Origin of the sequence: Aquicella siphonis (genome assembly GCF_902459485.1) — a bacterium.
Taxonomy (GTDB): Bacteria; Pseudomonadota; Gammaproteobacteria; order DSM-16500; family DSM-16500; genus Aquicella; species Aquicella siphonis.
This window is the reverse complement of record NZ_LR699119.1, coordinates 2,211,460-2,231,480: the sequence shown is the minus strand read 5'-3', so window position 1 is coordinate 2,231,480 and position 20,021 is coordinate 2,211,460. Positions and strand designations below refer to the sequence as shown.

The window sequence follows — 20,021 nt, the reverse complement described above, 5'->3', positions numbered from 1 at the left end:
AAGGTGTCTGGCAACGCCTGACCACCCAAGCATGTGCCACCAACTGGTGTGGTTGGGTGGTCAGGCGTTGCCAGACACCGTTTTTTGAAGTTAACCATTTGAAAATTATGCATAAAGCTTCAAAACAGAGTAGCTAATCCGGTCAGTTACCCTATTAGCTACCCTATCAACTACCTTAGTAACCATCGCGGCGGCACGTATTAGGAAAAAATGAACGCTGGGCGCTTTTCTCTTTTTTCACTTTTTCTGGGATGAGGTACTGATTTTCTGGATCTTTCCGTTTTTCAGTCACGCAACAACACATTGATATTTATTGATTTTTATTTAATCAGCCTTGTTTCAGTCAAGCATAAATTACATCTCAGCTAAAACCGCCATCACGTTTGACCACCCAATCATGTTTATCGGTACGATGGGAGTGGGTGGTCAAACGTGATGGCGGAGGCTGAGCTACTGTTAACTTATTGTTAATATTGATTTATTTGCCGGAAAATGTTCGGAATTCATTTCCGGACATTTTCCGGACATTTTCCGGAGATTTTCCGGTTAATGTCGAGAAGATTTATAGGCTCACCACGGAGAAAAAGAGAAAAAAGTGAAACTTGTCATCGTTTCACATTTTCTCTTTTTTCACTTTTTCTGAGGTTGAGAACGATTCATCTGTTTTCTCTTTTAGTTGTGGATTTACATAATAAAGCGTTGTGGGCTTCTTTGTTGGCAACTTGACTGGTGCGCTAACAATATTGCGTTCATGTAATATCATCAGTGCTTTTTGCAATCGCTCTGGTTTGCTCATTTTCTTATTACGCATGGCGAGCACAATTTCGGATTGTGTAAACGATGAAATTCCACGCGATCTTATCCATTGGCTGACGCTTTTAGCATCTTCAATAGATTGATCAATGCCGATAAGATTAAAGGCAGCAAGGGCATGGGTTGTCAGCAAGGTCGCAATTTCAACAGCATTTCTCATGATGGTATCAGGAATATCAGGATGAGATGTGCCTGTTGCAGCTACGTGAAGTAGTGCGCCAATACGCAAAGCGAATCCACTAATTTTTCCTGCCCAACCTTGACAGACAGATAATCGCCCATCTGTCCTTAATTGCTTCTCAATATCAGCTTGAAAGGCTTTCCATAAATGCATAGCGCCATCACTCAAGGTGAGTATTCGCGGCTGTTCGTCTTTTCCAGAGCAGGCGCAAGCATCTAACAAGGATTTTATTTTTGCATGATAATCTTGTGTAATTGTTTCGGATAGGGGCGCAGTATTATGCGTGCGATAACCCAATTTGCTTTTTGGTAACACATACAAAAATCGTTCTAAACAACCATTGCCGAGATACGCTCGCTTCTCTCCCATGTTTTGTATAATGCTATTTTGCACGGTTAAAACAATAGTCAAAAATGGATTTAACATATAACTTCGGTCTTTGCGTTTCACTCTAACATCACCACCATTAATTCCTTTGAGCAAAATATCGATATTCGCAGCTCCATTACTGTAAAGGCCAGCAAGTGTTTCTAGTATTCCGCCTTCATCGGAGAAGATTGCCAGACGTCCATTTTGTTCATGCATCAGATTTGTTAATGATTCTGGTGTTGCATCATTGGTAAATAAAATTGGCAGAACTGGAACATCAATGAGATTGATTTCTTTCTGGGTAATTTCATGGGTAAAGTCATCCCGCTCAAGTTGGCTTTTTGATTTACCTGCTTTTACTCGCAATACCTCAATAATCTTTTCCTGTGTTTTTCGCTCAGACTGTAGACGCTTTATTGTGCTTTCCATTAGTAGTACTTGCTCTTTTTCCCATTCAACTAAAGGTTTGATACAACTATTTAATACTTGTGATTTATTGTTAGCTGGTGGAAGTGCAATGATAGTATATATATTGACTGATTCTTCCCATCCTTCTTTTGGCGATACAACGAATTTTTTGGTAATTGCTGCTGAGATAACCCCGAGTATTGTCATGACACTGAGAGCTTCTGGCGTTTCTGTTGCATGTGCAAGCGCTGCTGCAAAGCCTCCGAGAATTCCTGGCAACAAATCTGCTGAAATCTCAGGTGTCTCAAATTCATCAAATAAAATAGGTGCATCCCAGGCATCTGGTTGTTCGAGTGAGGGAAGGGTAATCATTTTATTATCAGTTGACATAGCTGACCTCCGAGGACGCGTCAGCTATTATCGAAATGATTAATACTTTTTTTGCGCCAGCTAATTGGACATATCTTCCTAATTGTAATGAGCCCGCATAGTAATTCAGTTTGCTATATACGACCCACATCTCACGTTTATAACAGTGACTAAAATCAAATTCTGATAATGGATGTTTTCTGCTGCAATATAAGCATAAGCCACTATGAGATTTAATGTAGTTTAAACATTGCCGGTCTATAGTAATAAAAACAGGGTTAGCTTTTGGTTTTTTTAATAGTTGATCAGCATTAGTTGGAGTAACTTTATTTGAAGAATAAAACATTCACTTTCCCTCCTTAGCTGTCTTTTCCATTTGCGCGCGCCATTCTGCTGCCGCTTCGACAGAGATTAAAGTGCGCTTTCCAACTTTCATGAGACGTGGAGCGAGTTGTTTTTTGACAAGATTATAAAAGGTTGCACGAGAAATTCCGTGGCTATGACAAAAATTCTGAATACTAAATGATTTTGGTTCAAGAATAGGTTTGTTTGTAAAATTCATAACATATTACCTCAAGTATTGAGATTAGTAATATGCTGCGCATGGTTAGGATTACGACACCAAGCGCAGCATGTGTATGCTTTGCTTTTTCCATATGTCCTATTCCTAAAAAGGCTTGATGAGAGCTAAAAATTTCAGTAAACCGCTTTGTCCTTATATCTAAGCAGTTACTTTGTTTTTTATTGAAAATTGTCCTGTTACATTTTCCTGTGTCGCATGCTATCTAAACGCGATTAATATTGTCAATCACTCATTAACAACTTTTTGTTTTATTTTTCGCACATTGGTTTTTTCAGTGCTGCCAAAATTGGGTAAATGTTGACGTATGACATCAGCAATGTATGAAGGCATGAGGTGAGCATAATGCTTATGTGTGATACGTGTATCTGTATGTCCTAATACAGCAGCTATTACTTGTAATGGTACGCCTTTCATTGCAAGGGCGCTGGCATAGGTATGGCGAAGCTCATGAAAAGAGATGGATGGTGTAATTTTTGCAATTCGACACGCTTCTAGCATGGGGCGTGCTTGATGGGATTTTCCCCATTTATGACTATCATTTCGAGTGAATAAAAATTCTTCGTTGTTTCTGCCTGTTGTAATCTGAGTAAAAAAGTTAATTCCTTCTTGATTTAGTGGGATATGGCGAGGCTTTCCACTCTTGCTTTGATGAATATGTATGATATTGCTTTCAAGATTGTAATCAGAGACTTTAAGTGAAACTAACTCCCCATATCTTGCGCCAGTAAGAAGTGCTCCTCTTACAAGTAATCGAAAATCAGAGGTGCAGGCATTGAGTAAACGATTGGCTTCATCTGTATTAAGAAAGCGAATTTTTGCAGCAGAAACATTTTTAAATGGTTTTAATTTAATCCATGCATCATTTGATTCGGCTTGTTCTGTTTTGTATGCGTGATTAAGAATAGCTTTAAAGATGGTGATGATGCGATTGGCTGTGGCGCGGCGTTTGCGTGAGTATTCAGGATCATTGTTGTCGTAAGGTGTATATTTTTGTTCTTGGCATTTCCCGGTTCTCGAACGCTTATCTGATGTTGCAAGTTTGTTCTTCCATTGATCCAGTTGTCTATAAGTCAATGATGATACGAGTCTGTCACCAAAAGCAGGCAAGATATGCGCTTCAATTTGTTTGTCAGTTGAATAAAGCGATTTTTTACCATGAGCTTTGAAATCTTTTAGGTAATCGTCAATTGCCATTTTTACGGTGTAGTTTTTAATTGTGATATGTAGATCATCATGCTTAAAAATTTTTTCGGCAAATTTGTGAGCTAAAATTTGTGCTTGAGCAAAGGTTAATACAGTTTTGCCATCTGCTTCATGATAATCATCAGCTTTGCCTAAGACTTCTTTTTTATATCGTTTGCCATCAGGTGTGCGTACACGAGCATGCCACATGCCTGCTTTTTTGCTGCCTTTATAATATCCGATATGAATTCCTTTGCTTATCAGCCGCCAATAAGGTTCTTTGCTGATTTTTTGTTTGAGTCTAGCGTCGCGTGTATCAATACGAGAATCTTTTACTGCTCTTCCCATAAGTGCCTCAAGATAAATTTCGGTAAATTTTCGGTAATAAACCGGCGTGGATATATATGTACAGTGATGGGGTATAATAAGCTGATATTTATATTAATCAATAGCTTGATTTGTCTTTGATTGTACACTAAAGTCTATTTTGCTTCCCTCTCACGGCGGTAACACGAGTTCGAATCTCGTAGGGAGCGCTATAATAATCAATGAATTATATAGTGAGTTGTGTAAGCCTAGAACAGTTTCCGTAATATTTCCGTTATATCCAGTCTTAAATCTTCGTGTTGTCTAATGGCAGTTATCTATCAACTACTGCGCAGTTTTAGAAGAGATATTATGTTTGATGGAAATGGCTTCCGTCGCAAGTGACGTTTGTTTTAGCAATGCAGAAAAATGAAGATGTCCTATCTCGATCACACCATGTTCTGGATTCATGCGTAAATATCCAGACATGCCAATAAGGTCTTGTGTCTTGACATCCAAAATAGCGTAGAGCAAAGTGCCGTTATCTGACATTGTTTTTGCTAGCCAATCTTTAAATTCATTGAACGTTTCAAAAGGGTCATAAGGTAAATAAATCCAAGATTCACCTTGATTATCAATACCAAGCACGTCAAATAATTTGAAGGCATGCTTATTGACTTCGATAGGTTCCAAAATGCAGCATCTTCCTTGCAAGATGGCTTTTGACAAGGGGTCCAATTTTCTACCAGATGGCCTAATAACTGCCCGAATTGATTTTTTGCTGCAGCGTACACTCTCTTAATAAAATTATTTATGCTTTATTCCAACTAATCGAACAGGTGCTTCCGTGCCATCCTGTATTTTAATGGGTAAAGCAATAATCTGTGCAATGGGCCCTAATTGTTTGGCGTTATAAATATTTTCGATGATATATTTCCCAGCGTCTAATATTAGTTGATGCACAGGAAAACCTGAGTCACCCGCATCCGGTGATAAAGTATCAATACCAATTCCTACAATATTGCGCGTTAATAGCAATGCTGCCGCTTCTTTTGAAACGCTCGGAAAAATCAATTCATTTCGATATTTCTCAGGTTGAAGCCACCACTTGTCCCAGCCCGTATAGAAAATAACAAAGGTATTTTTAGAGATCATACCGTGTTCGTTTTCAAATCGACTGATATCATCAGGCGAAATACAATAACGTTCATTTGCTCTATCAGAAACATCAATAACTCTGCACGGTACAATTAATGATTGCAGCGGAATATCTGCAATTGATGCTCCATCAGGAATGCAATGAAGCGGCGCATCCATGTGTGTGCCAATACCGGCAGACATTTGAAGACTTTGCACACGAAATTTAACATTCGATGTGCAATTTGAATAGTCAAGCTCAACTTTATGTTGAAATCCACAACCATTACCCCAATGCGGGATATCTGATGTCAACGAATGTGTAAGGTCTATAAAGCTAAATTGACTGAAATCAAACATAAAAAATACTCGTTTAAACTCAAATTATTTAATTTCAAAAAATGCATCTCAAGAATGATTCGCAAAACCATTTGCTAAAAAACCACCGTCTACTGCTACACATTGACCTGTGATATAAGAGGCCGCTGGCATGCAAAGAAAAGCTGCAAGGGTTGCTACCTCATGCGGTTTGCCGACACGACGCATGGGTGTACGAGCAACAATGGCGCTAAATTTTTCTTGATTTGATAGCGCAGGCTTAGTTAATTCTGTTTCAATATACCAAGGTGCGATGGTATTAATTCTGATGTTATCTCGTGCCCATTCTACAGCAAGATGTTTTCCCAATTGGATTATCGCCGCCTTACTCATTCCGTAAGGCGCACCAGACGCATCATCGATTAGTCCTGAAATGGAGGCAATATTCACTACATTACCTTGAGATGATTTTTTTAATAGTGGATAGGTTAATTGGCATAATTTAAAAGTAGAGGTTAGGTTGGTTTGCATAATCTCATCATACTCGTAAGAATCATAATCTTGAGCAGATTTTCTAATGTTGGTACCAGCATTATTAATGAGAATGTCTAACACATCCCATCTTTTGGTCATTTCGTTAATTACTTCGGAATAGGCTTCATTTTTGCTGAGATCAGCTGCAAAACCATGCACTACATGGCCTGCATCACGCCAAATTTTGATTGCCTCATCAAGGCTATTTTTATTTTTAGATACAATAAATATTTCCGCACCCAACTGTAGAAATTCTTCGACAATTGCACGTCCAATTCCTCGCGTGCCGCCAGTAATGAGTGCTTTCTTACCTTGTAAATTCCAGTATGTCTGATTCATATTTAAGCCTGTTGAAGTTGGTTGGTATGCAATAAATCATCCACCACTTCCATACAAATGTCGGGTAGTTTTTGTGTTTGATCAATGCAGTTTTGAATGATAACAATGGCTTTTTTGATTTCATCCGGCAAAACATCTGATGGTGTATTCTCTCCTGACCAAGAAGCATCTCGCGTGGCTTTGTCAGGCCAACGAGAATAAGCAACCCACATACCTTCACTAGTCTTATGAAGACAAGAACCTATTGCACCTCGACTTTTCACAAAATAAGAGGCAACTTGACGCCAGGCTTCTTGGTAATCTAAATCAAGTCCAGGTTTAATAAAAGCTCGATAAATGACAGCAAACATAGTTAATTCCTTGAGACTGAGTGTGTTCAAATTCTACTGTAAAGCCACAGAAAATCTAGGTTTTACAACCATTAGAATTGGCCAAATATTATTCAATTATGGCCAGACTATCGGTTATTCTATAAGGATTTTCCTTGTTCACGCTATGGGGTTTCATTACCATAGCGCGCTGGAAGAAGTCCTGTTATCAGGAGAAGGATAATGAGTCGCAATAAAGCTGCTTTAGTGACAGGGGCAAGTAATGGGATTGGTCTCGAACTTGCTAAAAATCTATTAAATAACGGTTGGATCGTCTTTGGAACCGGAAGAAATACCAGCAGCCTTGAAAAAACGAAAGCAATTTTCCCTCAATTTGTTCCTATATCAGCGGATTTCACACAAAATGATGATATTGAGCGGGTTGTAAAAACTATCAAAGACTATGGGTTGCCTCTTTATCTTTCCGTTCAAAATGCAGGCATGAAAAGTCCGCCACGTCCACTCACGCAGTACAATTGTGAGAGTATTGACGAAGTTTTTCAGGTAAATTTGTTGGCACCGATGAAATTAAGCGCTTTGCTTGCAGATGAGATGCCAGAAAAATCTCGTATTCTTTTTGTTACATCACGTGCCGCAACGCTTAAACTTAAAGAAAGCTCAACATACTGTGCTAGTAAAGCTGGTTTGGATGAAGTCACCGCCATTCTTAGACAGGAATTAGAAGAGAAAAACATCGGTGTATCTTGCGTGATTCCTGGTGAAGTTGATACAAAAATTCAAAAAATTTTACGAGAAACAACTTCATTTCATTTACATAAACTATTTGATGAAGCTTATGGGCGAGGCCAACTCATTAGTCCAAAAACATGCGCTGAATTTCTTAAATGGCTTCTTTGCGATTTATCTTTTGATGAATTTAAACAAAGCAACATGCCAGTTTCAATTTATGATGAGTGGCATCATTCATTCTGGCTTAAAGATAAAAATCAACTACCGCCATTTCCCTTTGATTAGAGTCATTACCAATGACTCACGAAGACATATTATAGCAAGGCAGGAAATTAGCAGCATTTGATTTTTAGTGTTCATCCTCCATATGCATCCGCTCAAAAACGACAAAGGCTTCATAAGAGGCCTGAACTCAGCACCAACGCGGATTGTCGTCTCCACATTGGGCTGGCTGTACTGGGCGGACCTTTGTACAGTCTCGAATGCCTGATGCCTAGCAGAGCAGGTTACATGTTAGTTATAATGCTTTTTAAGGTAAATACAACGCATTATTTTTATACATAATTTGCCAACTTACTAAGATTTAGTCCATGTAAAATGCACTGGTAAATTTGCTTCATTTGCTCAATACCTAATCTATTTTTGAAATATAGCCTTTTTCCATCCGGTCCTTTTTTTCCGAGGCGAATTAAGTTAAGTCTATGAAAACCAACAGTATAAATCATATCGCCTTTTAACCAGCTGTCATTAGTCTGGAATATCTCCACCATTGGCATTGACTGCTTAGGGATTCTGTAATGGTAAGGCTGGACAGGATTTGGTTCCACTGTACTCAAAGGTGCTATTGTTACCAGATTAGCTCTACCTTTTATTGCGCCAGTCAAAACTATCACTGGCCGTTCACTCTTCACCATTTCAGGCTCTTTAAAGTCTTGGGAGAAGTCACATACCAGAATTTGTCCAGGCTTTGGATGAATGGTTATTGCCACTGATGCAGATAAAAGACGCCTTATTTATAATCTCAGATATTTTTGACCTTGCTGCTTATCCTGCGATTACTCAAGATTATGAGCGCCTGTTTAAAGTATTAAGGTTTTTACCTTGCGATATTTTTTGGCCTCCACGAAATGAGTATTATTTTGATGCGTCTGCTCTCGAATATGCCGGATTATTCCTGTTGCACGCTTAATAATCGCGGCGGGTCTTGAGAGTATAATTTGATTAAATCAGACAGAAAACGAGGTGCGCCATGAATATGATAAAAACCAATGGTGTCATGTTTCTGTTGCTGTTCCTTCCGTGCATGGGATTTTGTCTGGAGCGCAACTACAATAACGCTGCCACAGCAAACTTATATGCTCACGTCGCGCAAAGTGCCAAGAGCGCTGCCTTGCATGACTTTGCATCAAATCAAAAGGCGAGGTATCAGGTAGAGCAGGGGCAGCCGCCGGGTTTTTATCTGGCCGGCATAGGGACGTCGCCTTCAAGGCAATGATAATGTAGCGTCATGTCTTGTGGAGTGCGAGCGGGTTTTAAGACGCGGTCAGGATGTGTTAGGATGAGGCCATCTGAATGCGGAGCGCGCCATGGACTGGTTAAACTTGCACGACATACTGGTGTTCATACAACACGGAGTCTCGCTGATTGGCATATTGATTATTATTTCGGGTGTGCTGTTGGCATTGTTTCAATATATGAATTCCATCGTGAGCGGTCATGTCGTATCGCAAACATCCAACATTAATGCCATACGTCTTAATCTGGGACGTGTCCTGATACTGGGCCTAGAGTTCATTGTGGCGGCGGATCTCATTGGCACCACGACTACGCCGGATTATTATGCAGTGGGGCTGCTGGCGATTATCGTTCTTGTCAGGACGATATTAAGCTTTTCCATAAACCGCGAACTCATGTCTATCAGCAAAGAGCCTTAGCCTCGCGGGTTTTATCTGGTTACGCTGCGCGCAGGCATTCCTAGGGGTTTTTCATGAATCAGTTTCGCGGCTTGTTCCTGGTCAAACGGACGGACTGAATCAATGGGTGAGCAAGCGGTCAGCCATGCGACGAAGGTTAGTATGATCAGAAGAGAGAGTGATTTTTCCATTTTCAATATCCTTTGAATATGAATGCAGAGCGGATTTTTTCGGGGCGGCCTTAATTTTCTCCCCAGGCGGCGCCGCCGGATTGTCCGGGCCCATTGTAAACTTTTACTATGATGCCGCGAATTCCATGATTTTTGACTTCCTGCGCGTCTTCGAGAATTTTCTGTAAAAACCAGTGTGAGAGTTCTTCGATGGTAATATTTGATAACGGCAGTATTACCACATCTTCTTTCAGAAACGGAATTTTTTTGTTGTTAAAATGCGCAAGCCAGTAATCTCCCTCTTCTTCGAGACGCAAATATTGCGATTGTCCCGGCAAGAGAAAATGTCTGTCCAGCTGCGCGCACAGAGCGTGAATTTTTTTCTTATAAACGCGGTAATCAAAAGATAAGCCGTTATTTTGTATGACTTTTTTAAACGCGATGCTGACATGGTAATTATGGCCGTGAAGTTGCTCGCGTTCGGTTGCGGAAAAAATGGTGAAATGGCCTGCCGAAAAGGAAAATTCTTCTTTGTGTATTTCTAGGCTCGCAACACGCACCACACACCTCTCTCGTTTGTTTAACATGAGGACAAGGATGTATTCCATGCCGGCGGCTTGGCGGATCCCGGGCCGGCTGGAATGGTTTCCTGTCCATGACAGGCGGGGGATTATACACAAACCTGTAATTCACGTCTCCTGTCCTGTAAATCAAACCCCGACAGACGCAGATCCAATTCTTTGCCCAAGGCCATGATTTTGACGAGCTCGCCCATTTCGGTAGGCAGGGTCAAGACCTTGATCGCATGATGAAGCTGGAATTCTTCTGCGGGCGTGAGGCGTTTTTCTTCCGCGGCAGCGAGGTCAAGCAATCCATTTGCCATCAGGAATGCGGCTTGAGAAGTGTAACCAAAAAGACGACAGCCATGATCAGACGCGCATTCTATGACGCTGGTGAAATCGACATGAGCGGTCAAGTCCTGCAAGCCGGGCAGAATCAGGGGATTGTCCAGACGATGGTGCTGGTAAAAGCAGGTCAGGGTGCCCTGACGGCGCTCAGGGTGATAGTATTCACGTTGTCCATAACCATAATCCGCGAGCAGGATCACTCCCTGTTCCAGCGCATCGGCGAGCGAGCCGATAAATGACAGCATACGCAAATTGATTTCTGACGTATAACCCTCAGTCAGCGAGCAGGTGTCACGTAAACTCCGGGCTTTTTCTGCGAGCAATCTGGACGATGGTTCGGTTTGACGCCAGACAAAAGCATTTTTCTCCCACCCCACGCATCGCTCCTGAATATTGTTTTTATCCACATAAAAACAGTGTACCGGCAAGGCGTCCAGCACTTCATTGGCAATCATGATTCCCTTGAATTTGAGAGGAAGCGTGTCGAGCCAGGTGACGCGCCGTGCCAGATCAGGGCAGGTTTTTTGCAGGCAGGCACGCTGCTTTTCCCGCAGCGGCAAACTGAGTTCGTAAATATAATAATGTTCCGGAAGGCAGTCTAGCCGCTCCAGCTCGAGCAGCAGATTGCAGGCGAAGCGTCCCGTCCCTGCTCCCGCTTCCAGCAGCGAGAGGCTGCCCATGGAAGCAGTGATTTGCCGGATCTGCCGCGCAAAGCATTTTGCGAATAACGGCGAGATTTCTGGCGCGGTTGTGAAGTCTCCGTGCCGGCCCAGGCGGAAGGATTCGGAATTGTAATAGCCTAATACAGGATGATACAGCGCGAGACTCATAAATGTTTCAAAAGAAATCTTGCCGTTTTGAACATCTATTTCTTGCCGTATGCGCTCGCTTAATGCTTTACTTCGCTCTAAATCAGCTTTCCCGGGCGTGGGAAGATCGTAAATTGTATTCATAAAGGTCTATAATATTACTTCTATTCAAGAGGGCTTATCATAAGGAATTATGCCATGCAAAAAAACCCATTGGCCTCTAAAGTCGCTCTGGTAACCGGTTCGGCCAGACGTATTGGCGCGGAAATCGCCCGTACCCTCCATCAGGCAGGCATGAATATTGTGCTGCATTATAACCTTTCCGAAGAAGGGGCGCTTGGCCTTTGCCAGCAGTTAAACCATATCCGGGAACACTCGGCGGTCACCTTGCGCGCGGACCTGCTGGAAGCGGAAAGTGAAAAAATACTGATTCAGCAAGCCTTGGATGCCTGGGGACGTCTCGATGCGCTGGTTAACAATGCTTCACGCTTTTACAGTACGCCAATTGGCGAAGTGACGGAATATGCCTGGGACGATTTGATGAACAGTAATCTCAAGGCGCCTTTTTTTCTGTGCCAGGCGGCGGCGTCAGCTCTTGCGGCTGTTCAGGGCTGCATAGTGAATATCACCGATATTCATGCAGAACGCCCATTAAGAAATTATTCAGTCTATTGTATATCAAAAAGCGGCTTACTTATGATGACACGGCTGCTGGCCAAGGAGCTGGGTCCCAGAGTGCGTGTTAACGCCGTGGCGCCAGGCGCCATTTTATGGCCGGAAGGAAAAAACACCTTGTCTGAAGAAGAAAAGGCGAAAATTGTAGACCAGACTGCCTTGCAAAGAGCGGGTTCGCCGGAAGATATCGCGAAAGCCGTATTATTTTTCATCCGTGACGCGGGGTATGTGACCGGACAGGTTCTGGATGTGGACGGCGGGCGCGGAACATGCAATTGATAAACTGGTTGAAACCAAACTCTTCACCGGTTAAAGGCGGGTTGTGAGCATGAGTTTTTTACGGACAACGTTTATGACCGCGTATCGTGCGAGGATGTATCCCAATTATTGGGACATGCTTGCACTGCTGGTTGTGCTCGCTGTTATTTCGTTTTTCGCCTGGACAGCAAAACAGATGGCAACGCCTTATCATCTGGGGCAGGTGATTCCCATCTCCCTGAATCCTTCCAACCTGCCGTTTTACGCTTCTCGCACAGTTGTGCGCATGCTGATCGCGTTATGTGTGTCTATCCTGTTTACATTTACTTTCGCGACATGGGCGGCAAAAAGCCGCCGGGCTGAAAAAATTATCATTCCGGTGATCGATGTCCTGCAGTCTGTTCCCATTCTCGGATTTTTGTCAGTGACGGTAGCCGGATTCATAGGCTTGTTTCCCGGCAGTTTGTTAGGGCCGGAATGTGCCGCGATCTTTGTTATTTTTACTTCCCAGGCATGGAACATGGCGCTGGGTTTTTATCAGACCGTGCGCTCCGTGCCGGCCGAAGTGCAGGAGGCGGCGCGAATGTTTCACTTGTCTGCCTGGCAGCGTTTCTGGCGGATTGACGTGCCTTTTTCCATGCCGGGATTATTATGGAATACCATGGCTTCAATGTCAGCGGGCTGGTTTTTTGTTGTCGCTACGGAAGCGATCACAGTGTCCAATCAGAAAATCCTTTTACCGGGAATCGGTTCGTATATTGCCGTGGCCATTCAGGCGGCTAATTTGCGCGCCATCAGTTATGCGATTCTCGCGATGTTAATCGTCATCCTGATTTATGACCAGCTTTTGTTCAGACCGCTGGTGGCGTGGGCGGAAAGATTTAAAGCGGAGCGCGAAAGCGCGAATACCGATGCGGCCGCCGAGTCATGGGTGATTGACTTGTTCCGGCGCACGCGTATGGTGAGAAATCTTGGCGGCAAAGTGGCTCAGTTATTCGATATGTTTGTCAATATCAGGATTTTCCGCAGCTCTGTAGGACAGTCTGGCGTGCTTTCAGGGCGTCCGCTGAATGAGCGCTGGATAGCGCTGATATACAATGTTTCCACATTTATCATCGGCGCCGGGGCCCTGGTTTTTTTATCCAGTTATATTTTCAATAACATCTCGCTGCCTGAAATCAGGCATGTCTTTCTCCTGGGACTGGTGACGGCGTTTCGGGTGGTGGTGCTGATTGTGCTTTGTTCCCTGTTCTGGGTTCCGGTAGGAGTGTGGATTGGTTTAAGACCGAAAGCGGCGCGGTTTGTTCAGCCGGTCGCGCAAATTCTGGCGGCATTTCCCGCGAATCTGTTATATCCGTTTATTGTTGTTTTTATCGTAACCTATCATCTGAGCCCCAATATCTGGCTGACGCCGCTCATGATCCTGGGTTCGCAATGGTATATTTTGTTTAACGTGATTGCCGGCGCTTCCGGCATGCCCAAAGATCTTTTGCAAGTTGCGGATAATTTTGGGGTGACAGGGTGGCAGCGCTGGCGCCGCCTGTTATTGCCCAGCGTGTTTCCGTTTTATATTACCGGCGCGATTACGGCTGCCGGAGGAGCCTGGAACGCGAGCATTGTGGCTGAAGTGGCCAGCTGGGGAGATGAAACACTGGTTGCAACCGGATTGGGAGCTTACATTACTCAATATACGGCCGCGGGGAATTTTCCCAGAATTGCGCTGGGGATTGGTATGATGTGTCTGTTGGTGCTGGTGTTTAATCGCCTGGTGTGGCGGCCGCTTTATAGCTATTCAGTCAATCGATTTTTATTGGAGTAGGGTTTATGTCCGGGCCCATTATTGAAATTACTGGCGTGGAAAAATCATTCAAGAAGGGTGACCGCCAGGAATTACTGGTCTTGCATGATATTAATCTCAAGGTTTATGAAGGTGAGATCATCGCTATTCTGGGAAAATCGGGATCAGGAAAATCCACCTTGTTGCGCATTATTGCCGGATTGATCAACGCCAGCAACGGCAGGGTTAGTTATCGTGGACGGTCAGTCCTGGGCCCGGTGCGCGGGATCTCCATGGTGTTTCAGACTTTCGCGCTGCTTCCCTGGCTCACTGTGCTGCAAAATGTGGAATTAGGACTGGAGGCTCTGGGTGTGGACCGCGATGAGCGGCGTGATCGGGCAATCAAGGCGATCGATATGATTGGTCTGGATGGCTTTGAATCAGCCTTGCCCAAGGAATTGTCCGGCGGCATGCGCCAGCGTGTGGGGTTCGCCCGGGCACTAGTCGTGAATCCGGATGTGCTGCTAATGGACGAGCCATTTTCTGCCCTGGATGTCTTGACGGCGGATAATTTGAAAAGTGATCTCATTGATTTGTGGCAAAGCAAGAAGACGGGATTAAATTCAATTGTGTTTGTCACCCACAGTATTGAAGAAGCTATTACCATTGCTGACCGCATTATTGTTTTTAACAGCAACCCGGGAACTATTCGATCAGACCTGAAAGTGACGCTGCCTTTCCCGCGCAACGATCTTGACCCGCGTTTTCGGAACCAGGTCGATAGAGTCTATACCTTGATGACAACCCAGCCCCAGGACGAAAAAGCCCAGGAAGGCGCTGCAAAATACACGGCCATCGATATTGGTTACCGGCTGCCCGAGGCCAGTATCGCGGAAGTGACCGGTCTGCTGGAATTGCTTAATTCTCCCGAACATCAGGGCAAAATGGATTTGCCAGATGTTGCGGATACCTTGACATTGGATATCGACGATTTGTTTCCCCTGACGGAATTGTTGGAAATCCTGCGGTTCGCCAGGGTTTCTAAGGGTGATATCACCATCACGGACGAAGGTAAGGCCTTTGTTGATGCAGACATTCTGGAGCGTAAAAAAATATTTTCTATCCACCTCAAAAAATATGTCCCGCTGGCGCGCTATATTTATGATCAGCTGATTCGCCACCCCCGGCACCGCGCGCTGGAAGAAAACTATCTTTCGCTGCTGGAGGATTACTTGTCCGAAAGCGAGGCGGAGCGTGTGTTGAGGACGGTGATTGAGTGGGGGCGCTATGCGGAATTGTTTGCGTATGATTACAATTCCGGGGTGTTGAGTCTGGAGAATCCGCACTAAGTTCCGGGGTCCAAGCCTGGCGTGCTTTATTGAGATGAGAGATGCCATATTTTATACCTTGGCTCCGGACCTGCCGTCCATGGCAGGTTGATTGCCTTCCGCAATCCGGCCGCTATAAGGTCAAAACCTGGCGTCCCTCATTAATGATTAGCCTACCAATACATTGTAGTAAGGGATGGTGATTTCCCTTCCGCCCCAGCCAAAATTGCAATTTTGGCCGACCACTTTTCCAATATGCGTGCCGCCATGATAATCAGCCTGGCAAACAAACAATGGGCCGTCGTGCTGATAGCCGCCCTGAATTGCACCGGCCGGAATTCTTCCGAAGCTGGCGGATACCCAGGTCAACGGCCGCCGGCTGGTCAATACCTCGTAGTGAGACAGTACGATTTCGTTGCCGCCCCATCCGATGTTGCATCTCCCCTTGTAGAGTTTTCCCGGATGGACGCCGCCGCGATAATTGCCGCGGCAGACAAACAGCGATGCGGGCGGAAAAGATTGTCCACCGCCTACAACCGCGTGGCTGGGCAGCGGCAAGCCAGAATACATTCCTACCCATTCCGGGCCGCGGTAGTGATGAGGACGGCCATGCTTGCTGACAATGTAAGTGTCCTGGCGGAAGGGAAGATTGACCGAGATGGAAACCTTGTCTCGTTCTTTTTTGTATTCTTTATGGTGATCGGAAGAGCTGCTGTAATAGCCTGAAGAGGCGGATGCTGAGGATGTATATCCTCCGCCCGGATTCTGGCTGCTGTAATAATCTTCAGCTTGAGCGGTGCCGGCGACTCCGGCGATACATAAACTGCTCAATGCAAGGTAAATCACTCTGGCTTTCATTTTGCCTCCGAAAATCTGAAATGAATAGGACTATATCAGCTTCCAGGCTGGGGTATGGTGAATGAGGGCGGCGCCTTAAATCCTTGCGTTGCCCCGACAAGCATGCGGGTACATGCGGGTAAATTCTGATCGATTTTTAGCAAATAAGCAAGAATTCCACGAAATATCAATAGCCCCTAGGCGGGAGCCTGATTCCCGGCTTCGTAGATGTTGACATGGTAAAGCGCGGCTAGCCTGGCCAGGCTGTTTAATAAGACTTCTGCGCAAAACAACAGGCCGTCAACGTAAATCAATTCCTCCCGGGTCGGGGCTTCGATATGTTTTTGTAATTCCTCTTTCAGCGGTTCTAGGGAGGGGATATGGATGTGGTCTTGCGGCGCTTCTTCCGCGGCGATAACGGCTATCAGGGTATTCAATGACTGGATAATGGTTTCATTAAACTGGTGGGAGCCAGGCATCTGATGAAATATCACAGCGGCTTTTTTCACGTGGCTGATGGCATTATGCATGAAGGTGATGGCGCGCGGCATTTCACGCTCACAATAAAGTGACTGCATGAAATGAGTGGGATCAAAGTCGGATCCCAGGGGTTCGGATCTGGATTCCTTGGCTAGTTGGCGCTGCTTGAGCAGTGATTTGACTATGTTTTCATCCAGTTCCTGGTAGTCCTGGTCTTGTTCTCCTGGCTGATGGTTGATCATCGACCGGATGTAGTAATCTCGCAGCTGTTCCAGTGTTTTTGCCTGCGCGCGCCGCAAATGGGTGCTTGCGTGAATAGGTAAAATGAATTGCGAAACGATTGCTGCGATCAGGATGCCGGCGCTGATCTCCAGGAAGCGTTGGGTTGCCACGAACAAGGTGGGTTGTACGTTCAGCATGATGATGGCGGTGGTAACCGCTCCCAGCGTTCCTGTATAAGTCAGATTTTCGCGCCCTGTTGCTATATAACTGAAAACGAAGCTGGACAGAGTGACTGTCACCATGATGGCAAGTTTGCTGCTGCCCGCGACAGTCAGGGTGAAGGCGGCGAACAGGCAGCCAATCAGTGTTCCCAGAAACCGCAGATAGGACTTTTGCATGACGCTTCCTACATAGATTTGCGCGCACATGACGACAATGACGGTAATGACTATCCACTGGGCGGCTGGGATTCCGATCAGATTAAATAAAAAAATGCCAATCACGCATGCGATTGCGGTCTTGGTGCTATGTATGAGTCGCTCAATATCGATGAATCTGTTCAGCACGGATTAAACTCGCCAGCCAGGAGTGTTTGTATCAAAATATCATATTTGTCGGGGGGTGACATATGCTAATGCCAGGTTTTTGGGCGCTTAAAGCGCGCAAATATCGGGATTGAGATGATATTTGCTTGCCCGAAATGTAAAAGTTTAATAGAATAGCGACCGTTACTGCGGGGTGGAGCAGTCTGGTAGCTCGTCGGGCTCATAACCCGAAGGTCGTAGGTTCAAATCCTGCCCCCGCTACCAAATTAAAAGCAAAAAACACAGGAACCCCTTATGGGGTTTTTTGTTTATGGCGGGTCAAAAACCCGTTTTTGTATCGGGAAACGAGTCATGAGAAAGATTGATCCCGTACTGCATGAGCGGTTGGCTACACTGATAGGTTCCATGGGCTATGAACTGGTGGGGTGCGAACTGTTACCGCAAGGCCGGCAGATGGTTTTTCGCATTTATATTGACGGTAAAAACGGAGTGACGCTGGACGATTGCTCGCAAGTCAGTTATCAGGTCAGCGCCATGCTGGATGTTGAAGATCCCATTCAGGGGCGGTATTCCCTGGAAATCTCTTCGCCCGGTATAGACAGGCCGTTATTTGAACTTGAGCACTTTCGCAAGTTTGTTGGCAAGCTCGTGAAGATCAGGCTGCATTCGCCGGTCAACCAGCGCAAACAGTATAAAGGCGTCTTGCAGAGAGTTGAGGGGGAAGATATTTATCTCCTTGTCCAGGAGACCGGGCAGGAAGTTGTGTTGCCTTTTTCTGCCATAGACAAGGCGAATTTGATTGGTGATGTCCATTTTAAATGATTGAAGAAACAGGACAAGTTCCTTTTCCGGGCGCTTTTGCCTGATCGGCAAAGAAGCGGTGCGGGACGGGAGAGGGAGGGCTGGGAGCGTATTTCTCAGTATATTTAAAGTAGTGTTGGATGATGTGCGGGGTCGCTCTATGAACAAAGAAATCTTATTAGTCGTTGAGGCTGTGTCCAACGAAAAAGGTGTGGATAGAGAAGTTATTTTTCAGGCGATTGAAGCCGCCCTGGAAACCGCAACGAAAAAGAAAGCGGATGAAGAAATTGATGTCAAAGTCGAGATCAACCGCAAAACGGGCGACTATTCCACCTTCCGTCGCTGGTTGGTGATTGATGATGCAATGGAAGATGAAGAAGGCGACGGGGGACTGTCCAAGCTCGCGTTAAGCGAAGCCCGGAAAATGAATGTGCATGCCCAGGTTGGCGAACAGATACTCGAGCCGATGGAATCCATAGAATTCGGCCGTATCGCCGCGCAAAAAGCCAAGCAGGTGATTATCCAGAAGGTGCTCGAAGCCGAGCGCGCCCAGATTGTGAATGCCTACAAGGAAAAACTGGGCCAGCTTATCATGGGCACAGTTAAGAAAGTGACCCGTGACTTTATCGTGCTGGACCTTGGCAACAACGCCGAGGCATTGCTGCCGCGCTCTGAAATGATTCCGCATGAAGCTGTGCGTATGGGTGACCGCGTGCGCTCCTATCTGTATGACATCCATTCGGATGGAACAAAAAACCCGCAGATCATGGTGAGCCGCACACGTCCGGAAATGTTGATTGAATTGTTTAAAATTGAAGTGCCTGAAATTGGCGAGGAACTTATTGAAATCAAGGCGGCGGCACGGGATCCTGGATCGCGCGCCAAGATCGCGGTCAAAACCAATGATGGCCGTATCGATCCTATCGGTGCCTGCGTCGGTATGCGCGGCTCCCGTGTACAAGCTGTATCCGGTGAGCTGGGCGGCGAGCGCATCGATATCGTATTATGGGATGATAATCCGGCGCAGCTGGTCATTAATGCCATGGCGCCTGCTGAAGTGGCATCTATCGTTGTTGATGAAGATACCCATACAATGGATATCGCGGTGAAAGCGGACCAGCTGTCCCAGGCGATTGGCCGGCACGGCCAGAATGTCAAGCTGGCCAGCGAGTTGACAGGTTGGACACTGAATGTGATGACCGAGGAAGAGGCGCACGCCAAATCAGCGGCGGAGGGAGAAAAGGTATTAAAACTGTTTCAGGAAAAACTGGGTGTGGATGAAGGTGTGGCTGAAGTGCTGACAAGTGAAGGGTTTTCTTCGCTGGAAGAAATTGCCTATGTGCCAGTGCAGGAACTTCTGGAAATTGATGGTTTTGATCAATCCATGGTGAATGCGTTACGTGAGCGCGCGAAAGCAGCCTTGTTGACCCAGGCGATTGCCGAAGAACAGGCGTTGGAAGTTGAGCCTGCGCAAGACCTTCTTGAAATGGAAGGCATGGATAAACATACGGCTTATATCCTGGCAAGCCACGGCGTCGTGACACGGGAAGATCTGGCTGAACAGTCTGTTGATGATTTGCTGGAAATAGGAGAGTTTAATGAAGAAAATGCAGCAAAACTGATTATGACAGCTCGTAAAATATGGTTTGATGATGTTTAGGAAGAGGGAAGGAGAGAGACTGGAACGGGATATATTCAATG

At 45.2% G+C, this 20,021-nt stretch carries 21 protein-coding genes and 1 tRNA gene; 9 read left to right on the top strand and 13 right to left on the bottom strand.

The window, feature by feature from the left end; translation table 11 throughout:
• Positions 1-613 precede the first annotated feature (613 nt).
• The 7 genes from AQULUS_RS10330 to AQULUS_RS10300 form a co-directional block, all read right to left on the bottom strand.
• Positions 614-2,161, bottom strand: coding sequence for a YfjI family protein (locus AQULUS_RS10330; protein WP_148340068.1), 1,548 nt, complete (start codon positions 2,159-2,161; stop codon positions 614-616).
• A gap of 325 nt (positions 2,162-2,486) precedes the next feature.
• Positions 2,487-2,702, bottom strand: coding sequence for a hypothetical protein (locus tag AQULUS_RS10325; protein WP_148340067.1), 216 nt, complete (start codon positions 2,700-2,702; stop codon positions 2,487-2,489).
• 246 nt (positions 2,703-2,948) lie between these two features.
• Positions 2,949-4,253 (bottom strand): tyrosine-type recombinase/integrase, encoded by a 1,305-nt coding sequence (locus tag AQULUS_RS10320; protein WP_148340066.1) that lies wholly within the window; start codon positions 4,251-4,253, stop codon positions 2,949-2,951.
• A 303-nt stretch (positions 4,254-4,556) separates the two neighbouring features.
• Positions 4,557-4,904 (bottom strand): GNAT family N-acetyltransferase, encoded by a 348-nt coding sequence (locus AQULUS_RS10315; protein ID WP_148340065.1) that lies wholly within the window; start codon positions 4,902-4,904, stop codon positions 4,557-4,559.
• 114 nt (positions 4,905-5,018) lie between these two features.
• Positions 5,019-5,708, bottom strand: a complete 690-nt coding sequence (locus tag AQULUS_RS10310) for a cyclase family protein (RefSeq protein ID WP_148340064.1) — start codon at positions 5,706-5,708, stop codon at positions 5,019-5,021.
• A gap of 48 nt (positions 5,709-5,756) precedes the next feature.
• Complete coding sequence (locus tag AQULUS_RS10305) at positions 5,757-6,539, bottom strand: SDR family oxidoreductase (protein ID WP_148340063.1); 783 nt, start codon at positions 6,537-6,539, stop codon at positions 5,757-5,759.
• A gap of 2 nt (positions 6,540-6,541) precedes the next feature.
• Entirely contained in the window at positions 6,542-6,889 is a 348-nt protein-coding gene (locus AQULUS_RS10300; protein WP_148340062.1) for an antibiotic biosynthesis monooxygenase family protein, read from the bottom strand.
• A gap of 201 nt (positions 6,890-7,090) precedes the next feature.
• Between AQULUS_RS10300 and AQULUS_RS10295 the strand changes: the two genes are divergently transcribed.
• Complete coding sequence (locus AQULUS_RS10295; protein WP_148340061.1) at positions 7,091-7,882, top strand: SDR family oxidoreductase; 792 nt, start codon at positions 7,091-7,093, stop codon at positions 7,880-7,882.
• Positions 7,883-8,151: 269 nt separating this feature from the next.
• Here AQULUS_RS10295 and AQULUS_RS10290 read toward each other — a convergent pair whose 3' ends face one another.
• Positions 8,152-8,586 (bottom strand): type II toxin-antitoxin system PemK/MazF family toxin, encoded by a 435-nt coding sequence (locus AQULUS_RS10290; RefSeq protein ID WP_148340060.1) that lies wholly within the window; start codon positions 8,584-8,586, stop codon positions 8,152-8,154.
• A gap of 260 nt (positions 8,587-8,846) precedes the next feature.
• On the opposite strand from AQULUS_RS10290, the gene AQULUS_RS10285 reads away from it, so the two are divergent.
• Positions 8,847-9,092, top strand: coding sequence for a hypothetical protein (locus AQULUS_RS10285; RefSeq protein WP_148340059.1), 246 nt, complete (start codon positions 8,847-8,849; stop codon positions 9,090-9,092).
• 91 nt (positions 9,093-9,183) lie between these two features.
• Positions 9,184-9,531, top strand: coding sequence for a DUF1622 domain-containing protein (locus AQULUS_RS10280; protein WP_148340058.1), 348 nt, complete (start codon positions 9,184-9,186; stop codon positions 9,529-9,531).
• Between the two features lie 11 nt (positions 9,532-9,542).
• Here AQULUS_RS10280 and AQULUS_RS10275 read toward each other — a convergent pair whose 3' ends face one another.
• The 3 genes from AQULUS_RS10275 to AQULUS_RS10265 form a co-directional block, all read right to left on the bottom strand.
• Positions 9,543-9,701, bottom strand: a complete 159-nt coding sequence (locus AQULUS_RS10275; protein WP_172622827.1) for a hypothetical protein — start codon at positions 9,699-9,701, stop codon at positions 9,543-9,545.
• Between the two features lie 50 nt (positions 9,702-9,751).
• On the bottom strand, positions 9,752-10,288 hold the full coding sequence (locus AQULUS_RS10270) for a 6-pyruvoyl trahydropterin synthase family protein (protein ID WP_232051878.1): 537 nt from the start codon (positions 10,286-10,288) through the stop codon (positions 9,752-9,754).
• A 62-nt stretch (positions 10,289-10,350) separates the two neighbouring features.
• Positions 10,351-11,541, bottom strand: coding sequence for a class I SAM-dependent methyltransferase (locus AQULUS_RS10265; protein WP_148340057.1), 1,191 nt, complete (start codon positions 11,539-11,541; stop codon positions 10,351-10,353).
• Between the two features lie 54 nt (positions 11,542-11,595).
• Between AQULUS_RS10265 and AQULUS_RS10260 the strand changes: the two genes are divergently transcribed.
• The 3 genes from AQULUS_RS10260 to AQULUS_RS10250 are packed head-to-tail and all read left to right on the top strand — an operon-like array spanning position 11,596 to position 15,456.
• Entirely contained in the window at positions 11,596-12,351 is a 756-nt protein-coding gene (locus AQULUS_RS10260; RefSeq protein ID WP_148340056.1) for a pteridine reductase, read from the top strand.
• A gap of 49 nt (positions 12,352-12,400) precedes the next feature.
• Positions 12,401-14,149, top strand: coding sequence for an ABC transporter permease (locus AQULUS_RS10255; RefSeq protein ID WP_172622826.1), 1,749 nt, complete (start codon positions 12,401-12,403; stop codon positions 14,147-14,149).
• A gap of 5 nt (positions 14,150-14,154) precedes the next feature.
• Positions 14,155-15,456 carry an ABC transporter ATP-binding protein gene (locus AQULUS_RS10250; RefSeq protein WP_148340055.1) on the top strand — a complete coding sequence of 434 codons (1,302 nt, stop codon included), beginning with the start codon at positions 14,155-14,157 and terminating at the stop codon, positions 15,454-15,456.
• Positions 15,457-15,603: 147 nt separating this feature from the next.
• Here AQULUS_RS10250 and AQULUS_RS10245 read toward each other — a convergent pair whose 3' ends face one another.
• Both AQULUS_RS10245 and AQULUS_RS10240 read right to left on the bottom strand, forming a co-directional pair.
• Positions 15,604-16,293, bottom strand: a complete 690-nt coding sequence (locus tag AQULUS_RS10245; protein WP_148340054.1) for a DUF3421 domain-containing protein — start codon at positions 16,291-16,293, stop codon at positions 15,604-15,606.
• A 176-nt stretch (positions 16,294-16,469) separates the two neighbouring features.
• Complete coding sequence (locus AQULUS_RS10240; RefSeq protein ID WP_148340053.1) at positions 16,470-17,540, bottom strand: FUSC family protein; 1,071 nt, start codon at positions 17,538-17,540, stop codon at positions 16,470-16,472.
• A gap of 166 nt (positions 17,541-17,706) precedes the next feature.
• Between AQULUS_RS10240 and AQULUS_RS10235 the strand changes: the two genes are divergently transcribed.
• From AQULUS_RS10235 to nusA, 3 genes are all read left to right on the top strand, one after another.
• A tRNA-Met gene (locus AQULUS_RS10235) sits at positions 17,707-17,783 on the top strand.
• Between the two features lie 30 nt (positions 17,784-17,813).
• Positions 17,814-18,341, top strand: a complete 528-nt coding sequence (rimP, locus tag AQULUS_RS10230) for a ribosome maturation factor RimP (RefSeq protein WP_232051876.1) — start codon at positions 17,814-17,816, stop codon at positions 18,339-18,341.
• Between the two features lie 139 nt (positions 18,342-18,480).
• On the top strand, positions 18,481-19,980 hold the full coding sequence (gene nusA, locus AQULUS_RS10225; RefSeq protein ID WP_148340052.1) for a transcription termination factor NusA: 1,500 nt from the start codon (positions 18,481-18,483) through the stop codon (positions 19,978-19,980).
• Positions 19,981-20,021 lie beyond the last annotated feature (41 nt).